A 13,247-nucleotide genomic window follows, 5' to 3' on the forward strand; every position below is an offset into this window, starting at 1 on the left:
GGAGACCCTGATGATGCGTACTTCTTTGACCGCCCGCCTGCTGACGCTGAGCCTGGCGCTTGCCGCCGCCGGCCTGGCGCAAGCTGCCGATTCCACCGCTGACGTTGTTTTGAAACCGACTGTCGGCAGCGCCACTTCCGGCTCGGTGCGCTTCACGCAGCAGGGCGACCAGTTGCGGATCGACGCCGATATCGCCGGCCTGACGCCGGGTGTGCACGGCTTCCATTTGCATGAGAAAGGCGATTGCAGCGCGCCGGACGGCACCAGCGCCGGCGGCCACTTCAATCCGGGCAACCATCAGCATGGTGGCCCGCAAAACACGGCCCACCACGGCGGCGACTTCGGCAACATCACCGCCGACGCCAGCGGCAAGGCTTCGCTGCACCTGAGCGTGCCGACCGGCCAGATTTCGCTGGACGCCGGCGCCGCCAACAGCATCGTCGGCCGTGGCCTGATCGTGCATGCCGATCCGGACGATTTCGTCACCCAGCCAACCGGCAACTCCGGCAAGCGTCTGGCGTGCGGCGTGGTGGTGGCCGGCAAATAACTGCGTGAGCAGTCGCATCGAACGTCTGTACCTGAAGCCCGCGCGCGGCCAGCCGCCGCGGGCGTTGGGGCAGGACGAGGCGATGTTGTGCGAGGCGGGCCTGGGCATCGATGGCGATGCGCATGCCAATCGGCTCAGCCCTCGGCAGGTGCTGGTCACGCTGGCCAGCGAGTTGCGGGCGCTGGAGATTGCGCCAGGCGCGCTGGGCGAAAATATCGTGATCGCGAGCGACCAGCCGGAACTGTTCCGGCCGGGTACGGCGTTGCTGACGTCTTCCGGCGTCGAGATCCGATTGACGATGTTTTGCGAGGCCTGCTGGCGCATCAGCCATGTTGTGCCCAACCTGCGCCAACTGCTGCGGCGTCGTGGCGTGCTGGGCGTAATCGAGGCTGGCGGCGTGCTGCGCATCGGCGATGCGGTAACGCTGGTCGACGGCCGGTATCCGCCGCTGCCGCAATCTTCCTATCAAAAATTCGTGGATTTTGTGCCGACCATTCCACCTGGGCGGGTGGTGCGCTACAGCGATGTAGCGGTCGCCATTGGCGTGGCCGAGGGTTTTGTGCGGGTGCTGCCGGGCTACATCAAGCGCAGCAACGCGTTGCCGGTGCACCGCATCGTCAACGCCCGTGGCGAGCTGCTGAACTTCCTGCCGGAGCAGGCTGCACAGCTACAGGCAGAGGGCGTGGTCAACCACGGCGCCGCCGCAGTTGACCTGTCCCGTTACCTGTGGCGCGGTGAAGCCGTTTAGAACTCCTGCACGGTCGGACGCAGCACGATTTCGTTGATGTCGACGTCGGCCGGCTGCTCGATGGCGTAGGCAATCGCGCGCGCTACCGAGTCGGCCGGGATGGCCAGCTTGTAGAACTCTTTGACGAACTGCGAGCTTTGCTCATGCGAGCTGCCGTGCTTCAGTTCCGAATCCACCGCGCCCGGTTCGATGGTGGTGGTGCGGATCGAGCCGCCGACTTCATGGCGCAGACCTTCGGAAATCGCCCGCACCGCAAACTTGGTGCCGCTGTACACGGTGCCGCCCGGGCTGAATACTTTCACGCCGGCCACCGAGGCGATGTTGATGAAGTGGCCGCTGTTTTGCTTGCGGAATTGTGGCAGCGCCGCGGCGATCCCGTACAGCACACCTTTGACGTTGATGTCGATCATGCGGTCCCACTCGTCGACTTTGACTTCATCCAGCGGGGCGATCGACATCAGGCCGGCATTGTTGATCAGCACGTCCACGCGGCCGAACACGCGCACCGCGGTGTCGATCAGCGCCTGTACCTGTTCTTTTTTGGTGACGTCGGTGGCCAGCACTTCGGCCTTGCCGCCGGCGGCGCGGATGTCGGCAGCGATTTTTTCCAGTTGATCAGCGCGGCGCGCGCCGAGCACGACCGAAGCGCCGCGCGCCGCCAGGTGACGGGCGGTCGCTTCGCCCAGGCCGCTGCTGGCGCCGGTGATGACAACAACTTTGTTTTCGATGTTGGTGCTCATGTCGTAACTCCTTGTGGTTGGTTGATGAAGCAAGTATAGGAAGTCCGACTATGCAAATAAATGGAAATGATATGATTTGAGAATTCCATTTTCTGGAATTGTCAAAATTATGCTGAATCGATTGGAAATGCTGCGCATCTTCGTGGCGGCGGCGGAGGCGCGCAGCTTCAAGGAGGCTGCGGTGCGGTTGCGGATTTCGCCCCAGGCGGTCACGCGCGCGGTGCAGGACCTGGAGGCGGCGCAGGGTGAGTTGCTATTCCATCGGAATACGCGCGGCATCCAGATCACCACCTACGGCGAACATCTGGCGGCGCAGGCGCGCGACAGCGTGCAGCGGGTCGATGCGCTGTTCCAGCCGCCGGCCGAAGCGGCAACGGCGCAGATGGAAGGACTGGTGCGGCTGACCGCGCCGGTGGCGCTGGGCCGCATGCTGATGCTGCCGTTGCTGAGCGCGCTGAGCGGGGACCATCCGCTGCTGCGCTTCGACGTGCAGTTCAGCGATACTCACGCCGATGTGGTGGACGACCGCATCGATATCGGCGTGCGCTTCGGCTCGATGCGCGACAGCCGCTACGTGGCGCGCAGCGTGGCGCCGCAGCCGTTCCGCACGGTGGGCACGCCGGAGTTGATTGCGCGGCACGGCAAGCCGAAAAGCATCGAGCAGCTGCACGACCTGCCGACCACCTCGTTGCGCGACCATAGCACCGGCAAGGCGTGGCCATGGTATTTCGCTGGCGGCCAGCACATATCGCCTTTGAATCCGCGTTTTCTCAGCAGCGATTCCGAGGCCGAGTTCGATGCGGTCATGGCTGGGATGGGCTTCGGCCAACTGCCCGGATTTATGGCCGACCCGCACATCGCCAGCGGGCGGCTGGTGCCGGTGCTGCAGAAGCACCAGCCCGAACCTTGGGACATTTATGTGTACCGGCCGCAGCGCGGGCCGGTGCCGGCCCGCATCCGGCTGGTGTTCGACCAGCTGGTGGCGCGGCTCGCTTCTTAGACCCGCACTGCCAGGTGGGGTCTGACCCCATGTGGGGTCAGACCCCTAAGTGGTAGCGCCTGCGTTCCCCTCAAGGCGCACGGGGTCAGGCGGCTTTCGCGCCTTCGTCCGGACGGCCGCAGTAGCGCTGCACATAGGCCTGGTGGGTCGGCAGCTGCACCACGGTGCGGTCGATGCGGCTCTTGATGTTGCCGAGGAAGGCTTTCAGTTCTTCGTCGCCCATCAGGTCGGCCGTCGAGTGGTGCGACTTCGGCATGATGCCCTGGCCGATCATCACCTGGATCCACGAGTTTTCCGCGAACAGTTCGTTCGGCACGCGGAACACGCGGCCGGTTTCGCGGAACAGGTCGATGCGGTGCTGCAGCGAGGCCGGTATCTTCATCTCGCGCGCGTCGATCCAGAACTGCGAATCGGTGCGGTTGTTGGCGTGGTAGTGCAGGATGATGAAGTCGCGGATGTGGTTGATCTCGCTGTTGCACTGGTTGTTGTACTCGTCGATGTCGGCCTGCTGGATGCCGTCGGACGGGAACATCTGCATCAGGCGGATCACGCTGCGCTGGATCAGGTGGATGCTGGTCGATTCGATCGGCTCCAGGAAGCCGCTCGACAGGCCGATCGCCACCACATTGCCTTTCCACGTATTACGCCGCTGGCACGGCTGGAACTTGATCACGCGCGGCTCGATCAGCGTCTTGCCCTCGACGTTGGCCAGCAGCTGCCTGCGCGCGGTGTCTTCATCCAGATAGCGGCTCGAATAGACGATGCCGTTGCCGACCCGGTGTTGCAGCGGAATGCGCCACTGCCAGCCGGCCTGGTGCGCCATGGAGCGCGTCAGCGGCACGGCGTCGGCAATCGCCGTGGTCTGGACTGCGATGGCGCGGTCGCAGAACAGCCATTGCGACCATTCCTCGACCGGTTCGTCCATCGCCTCGCCGATCAGCAGCGCGCGGAAGCCGGTGCAGTCGATAAAGAAGTCGCCTTCGATTTCCTGGCCCGAGGCCAGCACCACCGAGCGCACGTCGCCGTTGTCGTGCTTGGTATAGCGGACGATCTTGCCTTCGATGCGCTGCACACCGCGCGGTTCGCTCAGGCGGCGCAGGAACTTGGCGTAGCGGCTGGCGTCCAGGTGGTAGGCGTAGTTCATGCCGTTGTTGGGCAGGTGGGCGAAGCGGTTTTCCTTCGACGCCTTGAGTTCCAGGCAGTAGTCGCCGAAGTCGCCGGCCAGGCCGCGCTGCACGCCCTTGTGCCAGAAGTGCTGGAAGCCGGCGGTCCAGTGGTCGATGCCGGTGGTGCCGAACGAGTGGATGTAGTCTTCCTTGAGGTTGCGCCAGCTTTCAAAGCTGATGCCGAGCTTGAAGGTGGCCTGGGTTTCGGCCATGAATTCCTGCTCGTTGATCTCCAGCACGTTGTGGAAGTTGGTCAAGGTCGGAATGGTGGCCTCGCCGACGCCGACGGTGCCGATTTCTTCCGACTCGATCAGTTTGATGTCGAGCTGCTTGCCCAGCACTTTGGCGATGCCGGTGGCGGCCATCCAGCCGGCGGTGCCGCCGCCGCAGATGACCACCCGGCGCACCGGCTGGCGATTGTTTGGATCTCGCATGGTGTCTCCTCTAGCGATTTAATTTTTTAAGCAAATGCCCCCGCAGCGCGCGCGCACCATCGGCTGTCAGTGGCGACAACACGCCGCGCGCGTGTGCCGGAATGTGGGCAGCCGTTTCTGTGTCGGCTTCGAAGATGTAATGACGGAAAATTTCCTGCCACGCCTTGCGCTGCTCTAACGGCAGGTCGCGCATGGTGAGGAAAGCGGCCATCAGGGCGTTGGTCGGCGTGTCCATGTACTCGGGCGACTGCCGCCACCAGTAGTTGACCAGCACATTGAACGGCGACAGCGCTTCAATGTGATGCCACCACATGCTGGGGATGAAAATGGCGTCGCCCGCTTCCAGTTCGGCGCTTTGCGCGTGGCGCAGCGCGTCGGCGAATTTGGGGAACTTGTCGAAGTCCGGCTGGTGGAAATCGACCAGGCTGATGGCCTGGCCGGCCGGCGTGAAATCGATCGGGCCGACGTATAGGTTGGGCAATTGCTCCGGCGGGAACAGCGTGAAGCGGCGACGGCCGGCCGCCACCACCGCCACATTGTCCGGCAGGTCGTAGTGGGCGGCGATGCGGGTGCGGTTGCCGATCCAGATGCTGGCCAGGGCGTCGCGCTGGCCGAGGTCGAGATCGTTATGCTGGCGGAAGCCGGGCAGGCAGGTGTCGATGGTGGTCGAGCCGACGTAGATGGTCGGCGCCGGGTCCAGCGCCAGCTTGTTCTCGATTTCCTCCAGCACTCCGCTCAGCTTGGCGTGCACCGGCTGGAAGTTGAAGCCGTCCACGCTGTCGTTGTAGAAGAAGCGGCCGCCGGCGTCGGCGCCGCCCAGCATGGCGCCGACGGTGGCGTCCTGGTAGTGCTGGCGCAGGTAGTCGAGGCCGGCACGGTCGCCTTCCCGCGCGGCGCCCACCATCGGCCAGCTGGCGGCCAGGCCGCGCAGCACCAGCGGCTGGGTCGAGGTCAGGATCGCGTCAGTGAGATCGGCCGGGCCCAGGCCGGCGATCTCGCGGATGGGTTCAGGCGAGGGTGGCATTCTTGCGGTCGATCAGCATGCGGAAGTTGGACAGCGACGCCAGGATCAGGTAAATCGCCTGCAGGTGGCCGGCCTGGTGCAGCTTGACGATGGCGTCGCCCCCCAAAGTTTGCAGGCGGTCTTCGTTGATGGTGTAGAAACCGATCAGGCGGTTCTGCGAACCGTCGTCCAGCTGGACATCGAGTGTAAAGCTTTCCAATAACGCGTTATCAAGCAGCGCCTGCAAGAAACCAGGCAAGCCCTGCATGCCTTCGTGGATGGCGAACAGCAGCGAGTTGGCGCGGTCGAGGTAGTCGGTGGTGCCGCCGTGCGGCTTGAATACTTCCTCGCCTTCGCTGCGGTTGACGCGCGGGTGGTCGAGGTCGACATTGAGCATCAGCTCGGTGCCGTTAATGCCGATCAGGAAGGGCTGGCGCTCGACCATCATCGGGATATACGGTGCATCCCAGCGCTCGTCTTTGAGGAAGAGGTTTTCGCCGTCCTGGAAGCCGAACAGCGCAAGCGGTTCGAAGCCGAGGCCGTCCGTGGTCTTGTGGAAGACGATCGGGTAGCAGGCTTGCACGTCGCGGAATTCCGACGGGAAGGTGGGCACGGCCATCAGCTGGTCGCCATAGGCGGCGCCGCGGCGGGTGATGACGCGCAGATCCTTGTGATCGATATTGTTGAGTAAAACCGGGTTAGGCATAGTGTCTCGTTCTATATTTTTTGCAAGCCGTGAAGCTTGATATGGTTAATCAGCGACCGGTTGTCCGGCAGCCCGTGCAACATTTTTCTCGTTAATGTAGCAGCTTCCTGGAAGTAGGCGTCAGATTGTGCGGCCTCGTGCGGTTTCGGCGCGCGACTGAAGTCGCTGCGGAAGCCCATGCCGTACAGGATGTACTGATAGCTGGCGGCCGGAAAGACTTCCTCAATGCGGTTGAAATCGCTGCGCGACGGCGCCCGGTGACGCCACAAAGTCAACAGCTCGGCCAGGCGTTGCGGCACTTCGGAGGTGTTGTCGCGCCAGTAGGCCGAGTCGCGCCGCTGGCTCAGCACGTAGTGCAGCTTGAGGAAGTCGATCACCCGTTCCCAGCGGTAGCGAAAGGCTTCGTTGAAGCGGCTGGCGACGATGTCCATCGCTTCGCGCGTGGCCGGCAGGTCGTCGCTGACCATGGCGGCCGACATTTCGACGATGGCCAGCGCCGACGCTTCCAACGGCTCGATGAAGCCGGCCGACAGGCCGATGGCGACGCAGTTGCGGTGCCAGAATTTTTCGCGGTAGCCGGGATTGAAGGTCAGCTTGCGCGGCTGCGGGATGTCGTGCGGGCCGCCGGTCTGCACGATGTAGGCGCGCAATTCGGCTTCGGCCTGGTCATCGCTGATGTAGCCGCTGGCGTAGACGTGGCCGACGCCGCGCCGGGTCGGCAGGCCGATGTCCCAGATCCAGCCGGCGCTCTGCGCGGTGGACGAGGTCTGCGAGGCGATCGGATAGTCTTCAGCCGGGTAGCGGATCTGCACCGCCAGCGCCGAGTCGTTGTACAGCACGTGCTTCTGGCTGATCAGCGGGATGCCGTAGTGCTGGCCCAGCAGCAGCGATTGCATGCCGGTGCAGTCGATGAACAGCTCGCCTTCAACAGCGCCGTGCTGGACGGTTTGCAGCGAGGCGATGTCGCCATTTTCATGCGCATTGACGGCGGTGACGTGGTCCGGCACGTAGTGCACGCCGAGCTTTTCCAGGCAGTGCTTGCGCAGGAACACGCCGAACTTGCCGGCGTCCAGGTGGTAGCCGTAGTTGGCCACCGAGGCGTATTCGGGCGTCACCACCTGTTTCGGCGCGCGGCCCGCCACGCACAGGTGCGGCTGGAAGCTGACCAGGTCGGCAAACGGGATGTGCGGATGCTGCGCCAGCCATTGCTCGGGCAGGTTGACCTCGCCATGGCCTTGCGGCAGCGAGAACGGGTGGAAGTAGGCGTCGTCGCTACCAGTGGTCCAGCGGTTGAAGCGCGAGCCTTGCTTGAAGGCGGCGTCGCACTCGCGGAAGAAATCGGATTCGGAAACGCCGATGCGGCGCAGCGTGTCGCGCATGCTGGGCCAGGTGCCTTCGCCGACGCCGATGGGCGGCACGTCCGGCGATTCGATCAGGGTGATGTGCAGGCCGCCATGGGCGGCGCGGTGTTCGGCTGCGAGCAGGCCGGCCGTGAGCCAGCCGGCTGAACCACCGCCGACGATCACGATGCGTTGCAGCATAGCTTGCCTTGTCAGTGAGTTGCAGGAAGTGTAACTGAAAAGCCGCTGCGGGTTAAGCTGATCCGCAGCGGCTTTTCGTGGTGAAGTTACAACAGTGAGTTAGAACTTGTAGCGCGCGCCGACCATGTAACGTGGGCCGGCTTGCGTCACCGATTCCAGCTGGTTCTGGGTACGGCTATGCACGCGCTGGATCGAGTTGCCGACGTTGATGCCCTCGATCTGGAAGCTCAGCTTGTCGTTGTAGTTGTAGCCCAGGCTGATGTCGACCTGACCGTACGCTTCCACATACTGCGGGTTAGGACCGGAGCCGTCGAAGGTCGACGACAGGAACTCGCCACGCCAGTTGTAGGCCACGCGCGCGGTGAACTTTTTGTCCTCATAGATACCGACCACGTTCGACGAGTTCGACAAGCCGACCAGCGCAAACTGCTCGCCCACCTTGTTGTTGTCGTAGCGCAGGCCCGAATGCACATAGGTGTAGTTGGTCGACACGCCGAAGCCGCTGTCGCCGAACATGTGCTGCAAGTTCAGCTCGACGCCGCTGAGGCTGGCCTTCTTCTGGTTGGAGAAGGAGGTGATGCGGAAGTTGGCAACCGGATCGCTAGGCTGGCCGACGATGGTGCCGTTGACGTTGCCGTTCACGCCCGGCGCGGTGACGCCCGGCGCGGTCGGGTGGTTGGTGAAGATGTAGTTGCGGATGCAGGTGGTATCCGACGCCAGGCACTTGCCGGCCGACAGCGCCTCGTTCCACAACGCACCGCCCACCGGCGTGTGCAGGTTGAACGGGGTGGCGTCGATCTGCGATTGGCCGGCGTAGTTTTCCAGGTCTTTCTTGAAGTAGCCGACCGAGAAGAAGTTCTGCTTGCCGTAGTACCACTCGTAAGACAGGTCCAGATTCTTGGACTTGACCGGTTTCAGCGCCGGGTTGCCTTGCGAGCCGGTGCCGCCGTCGGTCCGTACCAGCGAGTTCAGCGTCTGGCCGCCCTGGATCTGGTCGTAGCGTGGACGGCCGATGGTTTCGCCGGCGCTGAAGCGCAGTTTCTGGGTTGGCGTCAGCTCGATGTCGGAGTCGAAGCTCGGCAGCACGTTGTGGTAGGAACCGCCCAGCGTGGTGAAGGTCGGGGCGCCGAAGGTGATCGGGAACTCGTTCTGCGAGACCCAGCTGATGGCGGTCGCGGCCGGTACCAGCGCGGTCGAGATGACATCGGTCTTCTCGTAGCGCACGCCGATGGCGGTGCGGATCGGGAACTTGGTATCCCAGTCGGTATTGAACTGGACGAAGGCCGACTTGGATTTTTCCTGCGTGCGGGCGTCGTTGTCGAAGGTGCTCTTCGGCATGTACAGCGCCGGCAGGCCGGACGCGGTAGCGGCGATCTGGCGCACCTGGGCGAAGTTAAAGGTGTAGAACTGGTTGAACAGGTTCGGGTTGGCGCTGCCGTTGATCTGGTCGAAGTACTGGCCGATCGAGTTCGGGTGCCAGACGCTGCTTGGGTAGTCGGCCGGGCTGGTGGCGCCGCCCCAGGTGTCGCGCTGCTGGTTGGAGAAGGCCGAACGATTCTCGACCTTGTTGAAGCTGCCGCCGAATTTCAGCTCGGACGCTTCCAGCACTTTCCATGCACCCTTGACCTGGGTCTGGTCGACTTCACCCTTCATGTACGAGTTGGTGAACACCGAGCCGGTGACTTGCTGGCCGGCCTTGACGAAGTCGGCGCCCTGGATGCTCAGCACCGGGAAGTCCTTGCTGAAGTCGACCGTGGTGGTGCCGCGGCTGAAGCTGGCGGTACCCAGCGTGTTGCTGGAACCGAACGGGCTGTCGGCGCCGGACTCGGCGGTCGAATGGTGGGTATCCAGCTCGAAGCGCAGGGTGTTGGTGGCTTTCCAGACGGCGTTGAAGCCCAGCGATTTGTTCTGCGTCTTGGTGGCGAAGTCGGCGGCGCCCATGGCGATGTCGCTGCCGGAGACGAACTCGGTCCAGCTGGTTGGGCTGGTCGGCGAACCCTTGGTCCACGAGCTGGCCGACGGGCCGAAGTTGAACCAGGCCGAGATGTCGTTGCGCTTGGTCTGGATCTTGTTTTCCGAGTAGGTGTAGTCCAGCGTGGTGACCAGCGAATCGACCGGCTTGTACTGCAAGGTCAGCTGGGCGTTGGTGCGCTGGCGTTTGACGCCGTTGAAGTTGTAGTTCAGGTTTTGCGGCAGCGAGTACAGGTCGGTCGCGCCAGGGGCGTTGGTGACCTGGTTGCCGGCGCCGATCAGCGGGCCGGTGTTGCCGGCGTACGGGCCTTTCCAGCCGTTGGAGACGGCGGCGGTGTTATAGCCCAGGTTGCGTTCCTGGTAGCTGCCGGTCAGCGCCACGCCAATCGTGTTGTTGGCGAAGGTATTGGAGTACAGGCCCGAGACTTCCGGCGTCAGCGAGCGGCTGGCTTGCACGTCGGACGGCAGGTTGTCGTTGGAAGTGTCGTACACCGCCTTGGCGCCGATGCTGGCGTGCATGCCAGGACGGTCGAACGGCTTGGCGGTCATGACGTTGACGGTGGCGCCGATGCCGCCGGTGGCGTTTTCCGCGCGGCTGGTCTTGTAGACCTGGATCTGCGAGATGGCTTCCGACGCCAGGTTGGCGAAGTCGAAGGCGCGGCCGTTCAGGTCGCCCAGGTTGGAGGTCGGCATCTGGCGGCCGTTCAGCAGCACCAGATTGAAGTCGGGACCGACACCGCGCACGGTGATCTTCGAGCCTTCGCCGATCGAGCGGTCGATCGAGACGCCGGAGATGCGTTGCAGCGACTCGGCCAGGTTCGTGTCCGGGAACTTGCCGATGTCTTCGGCGACGATGCCGTCGACGATACCGTCGGAATTGCGTTTCAGGTTCATCGACGAAATCAGTGACTGGCGCAGGCCGGTCACGACGACGCTCTGAACATCCGTTGCTTCCGCCGCTTTGACCGGGGCGTCTTGCGCCATGGCTGGCACGGCAGCGGCCGCGCATGCGCTGGCTACTGCCAGGCTCATCAATGTTTGTCGTGCCTTCGGATAATGCATGTCATCTCCTGTGTTTTCTGTGTTTTTATCAACCGCCTGCCTGCTACTTTTTACCGTGTTCTTGGAAACCTTTCCAACTAACATGGCGAATATAGCATTGATCGAAATTCAAAGTCAATTTGGCATGCCTTAAAATTGTGCACCCGTTTTGGTTGACATAGGAAGATAAGGCGTGCAACATGATCTGGGAACGTTTCCAAAAAGAGACACTTTTGATGAAAATAACGACTTTGCAGGTGCTGGCGGCAGCGTGGATGAGTGTCTTGACGGGCGTTGTTGCGGCGCAAAATGGAGTACCTTTCCAATGGCCGCACGGTGCCCAGGCGGCGGTCAGCTTAGCGTATGACGACGCCCTCGATTCGCAGCTGGATATCGCCATTCCGGCGTTGGACCGCGCCGGGCTGAAGGGCAGTTTTTATCTGCAGCTGTCCAATCCGGCGGTGGACAAACGGATGGCGGAATGGCGCACGGCGGCCCGCAATGGTCACGAGCTGGGCAATCACAGCCTGTTCCACCAATGCTCGCGGCGCGCGCCGGGCCACGACTGGGTGCAGCCGCAGCGCGACCTCGACACCACCAGCGTGGCGCAGATGCAGGATCAGGTCATGCTGGGCAATACCATGCTGTATGCGATCGACAGCAAGCGCGAACGCACTTACACCGTGCCGTGCGGCGATACGCTGGCGGCCGGCGCCGATTACCTGAAAACGGTGGCGCCGGCGTTTGTCGCCATCAAGGTGGGAGGCGAGGCGGTGACGCCGTCGATGGCCACGCTGAATCCGTCGGCGGTGGGCGTGTATGCGCCGGAAGGCCTGAGCGGCCAGCAGCTGATTGCGATTGTGCAGCAAGCGGCGGCGAAGGGAACCATGGTCAATTTCACCTTTCACGGCGTCGGTGGCGACTATCTGACGACGAGTGCCGCTGCGCACGAGGAACTGGTACAGTACCTTGCGGCCAACCGGCAGCGCTACTGGACCGATACTTTCCTGAACATCATGACTTATGTGAAGACTCAACGTGGCGACCATTAAAGACGTAGCCCGCCTGGCGGGTGTAGGGCTGGGCACGGCATCGCGGGTGGTGAGCGGCAAGGGTTCGGTGTCGCCGGCCACCTTGGTCAAGGTGCGGGCCGCCATCGACCAGCTGGGCTTCCGGCCGTCGCATGCGGCGCGCACGCTGTTGTCCGGCAATAGCAAGATGGTCGGCGTGTACATTCCGGTGCTGAGCGGGACGTTTTACACGCCTATCCTGCAAATCATCGACAACGAATTGCGCGCGGCCGGCTTGCACATGGTGGTGGCGTTCGGCGCCGGGCTGGGCGGTGCGCGCCAGCAGGCCATCGAAGGGCTGGCGTTTCTGGTCGAGCGTGGTTGCGATGGGCTGATCCTGATGACCAACGTGTTGCAGGAGGAAGACCTGAGCGTGCTGGGTCCCCGTCCCAAGCCGATGGTGGTGCTGAATCATTATTTCGACAGCATCTCCGGGCAGTGCTTCACCGTCGATCACAAGCTGGGCGGCAAGATCGCGGCGCGGACCTTGCTCGATCATGGTCACCGCGAGATCGCGCTGGTGTCCGGTCCGGCCAGCTTGCCGGATAACGTGGCGCGGGTCGAGGCGTTCAAGGTCGAGTTGACGGCGGCCGGCATCGACACGGCTGCCATGTGGGCGGTGGAGAAAGACTTCTCGCCGGCAGGCGGCTGGTCGGCGGCGAAAGAGTTGGTGGAGTCGGGGCGACGCTGCACCGCGATGTTTTGCGCCAACGACGAGATGGCGGCGGGTGCGCTGTCGTACTTCCAGGAAGCAGGCATTCGCGTGCCGCACGAGATTTCCGTCATCGGCTACGACGACACGCCCAGCGCTGAGTTCTCCGCACCGCGTCTGAGCACGGTGCACATGCCGTGGCGCGAGATGACGCAGAACGGCGTCAGCGACCTGCTGAACCGCTGCTACGACCTGCAACGCCCCGTCACCCGCAACTACCCCGTCACAATGACGCTGCGGGCGTCGCTGGCAAGGGCTGGCCAGGCTTGAGCCGTGCGATTTTCTTGTCGTAGCTGGCCTGTAGATTGAGCCAGGATTGCACGTCGCCGCCAAAATGCTGCGTAACCCGCAATGCAATTTCTGCGGTGACGTCGCGTTTTTCGTTGATGATGTCGGCGATGAGTGACGGTGGCAAGTCGAGCGCCTTGGCCAGCGCTGCCGGCTTCATCTTCAACGGCACAAGAAAGTCTTCCCGCAGTATTTCGCCGGGGTGAACGGGACGCATTTTGTTTTCGAGCATGCTGACCTCCGCGTTTGAAAGGACTGTATCGGCATTGTCGACCATCGC

General features: G+C 63.2%; 12 protein-coding genes. 5 read left to right on the forward strand and 7 right to left on the reverse strand.

All coding sequences use genetic code 11. From position 1 onward, the window contains the following. The first annotated feature begins 10 nt into the window (after positions 1-10). Together HH213_RS14280 and HH213_RS14285 are read left to right on the forward strand one after the other, a co-directional pair. On the forward strand, positions 11-547 hold the full coding sequence (locus HH213_RS14280) for a superoxide dismutase family protein (RefSeq protein WP_308494541.1): 537 nt from the start codon (positions 11-13) through the stop codon (positions 545-547). Between the two features lie 4 nt (positions 548-551). Beyond that, positions 552-1,295: an MGMT family protein gene (locus HH213_RS14285; RefSeq protein ID WP_169112650.1), complete on the forward strand. Its 744-nt coding sequence runs from the start codon at positions 552-554 to the stop codon at positions 1,293-1,295. Here the strand turns inward: HH213_RS14285 and HH213_RS14290 are convergent. After that, positions 1,292-2,035 carry an SDR family oxidoreductase gene (locus HH213_RS14290; protein WP_110846571.1) on the reverse strand — a complete coding sequence of 248 codons (744 nt, stop codon included), beginning with the start codon at positions 2,033-2,035 and terminating at the stop codon, positions 1,292-1,294. The two genes, HH213_RS14285 and HH213_RS14290, sit on opposite strands and share 4 nt — an antisense overlap. Before the next feature lie 109 nt (positions 2,036-2,144). Between HH213_RS14290 and HH213_RS14295 the strand changes: the two genes are divergently transcribed. Beyond that, complete coding sequence (locus HH213_RS14295; protein ID WP_169112651.1) at positions 2,145-3,035, forward strand: LysR family transcriptional regulator; 891 nt, start codon at positions 2,145-2,147, stop codon at positions 3,033-3,035. A gap of 85 nt (positions 3,036-3,120) precedes the next feature. Here the strand turns inward: HH213_RS14295 and HH213_RS14300 are convergent, their stop codons facing one another. From HH213_RS14300 to HH213_RS14320, 5 genes are all read right to left on the reverse strand, one after another. Then, complete coding sequence (locus HH213_RS14300; protein WP_169112652.1) at positions 3,121-4,635, reverse strand: tryptophan halogenase family protein; 1,515 nt, start codon at positions 4,633-4,635, stop codon at positions 3,121-3,123. 10 nt (positions 4,636-4,645) lie between these two features. Further along, positions 4,646-5,659, reverse strand: coding sequence for a cupin-like domain-containing protein (locus HH213_RS14305; RefSeq protein WP_169112653.1), 1,014 nt, complete (start codon positions 5,657-5,659; stop codon positions 4,646-4,648). Next, on the reverse strand, positions 5,643-6,344 hold the full coding sequence (locus tag HH213_RS14310; protein WP_169112654.1) for a SapC family protein: 702 nt from the start codon (positions 6,342-6,344) through the stop codon (positions 5,643-5,645). The genes HH213_RS14305 and HH213_RS14310 overlap by 17 nt, the downstream gene beginning before the upstream one ends. An 11-nt stretch (positions 6,345-6,355) precedes the next feature. Beyond that, positions 6,356-7,885 (reverse strand): tryptophan halogenase family protein, encoded by a 1,530-nt coding sequence (locus HH213_RS14315; RefSeq protein ID WP_169112655.1) that lies wholly within the window; start codon positions 7,883-7,885, stop codon positions 6,356-6,358. A 99-nt stretch (positions 7,886-7,984) separates the two neighbouring features. Next, positions 7,985-10,888, reverse strand: coding sequence for a TonB-dependent receptor (locus tag HH213_RS14320; protein ID WP_229263431.1), 2,904 nt, complete (start codon positions 10,886-10,888; stop codon positions 7,985-7,987). 245 nt (positions 10,889-11,133) lie between these two features. Between HH213_RS14320 and HH213_RS14325 the strand changes: the two genes are divergently transcribed. Further along, positions 11,134-11,949: a polysaccharide deacetylase family protein gene (locus tag HH213_RS14325; protein ID WP_169112657.1), complete on the forward strand. Its 816-nt coding sequence runs from the start codon at positions 11,134-11,136 to the stop codon at positions 11,947-11,949. Further along, entirely contained in the window at positions 11,936-12,949 is a 1,014-nt protein-coding gene (locus HH213_RS14330) for a LacI family DNA-binding transcriptional regulator (protein ID WP_169112658.1), read from the forward strand. Before HH213_RS14325 ends, HH213_RS14330 begins: the two co-directional genes overlap by 14 nt. Here HH213_RS14330 and HH213_RS14335 read toward each other — a convergent pair. Then, on the reverse strand, positions 12,903-13,199 hold the full coding sequence (locus tag HH213_RS14335) for a HigA family addiction module antitoxin (protein WP_169112659.1): 297 nt from the start codon (positions 13,197-13,199) through the stop codon (positions 12,903-12,905). The two genes, HH213_RS14330 and HH213_RS14335, sit on opposite strands and share 47 nt — an antisense overlap. Positions 13,200-13,247 lie beyond the last annotated feature (48 nt).

Source organism: Duganella dendranthematis (assembly GCF_012849375.1).
In the GTDB taxonomy this organism is placed as follows: domain Bacteria; phylum Pseudomonadota; class Gammaproteobacteria; order Burkholderiales; family Burkholderiaceae_D; genus Rugamonas; species Rugamonas dendranthematis.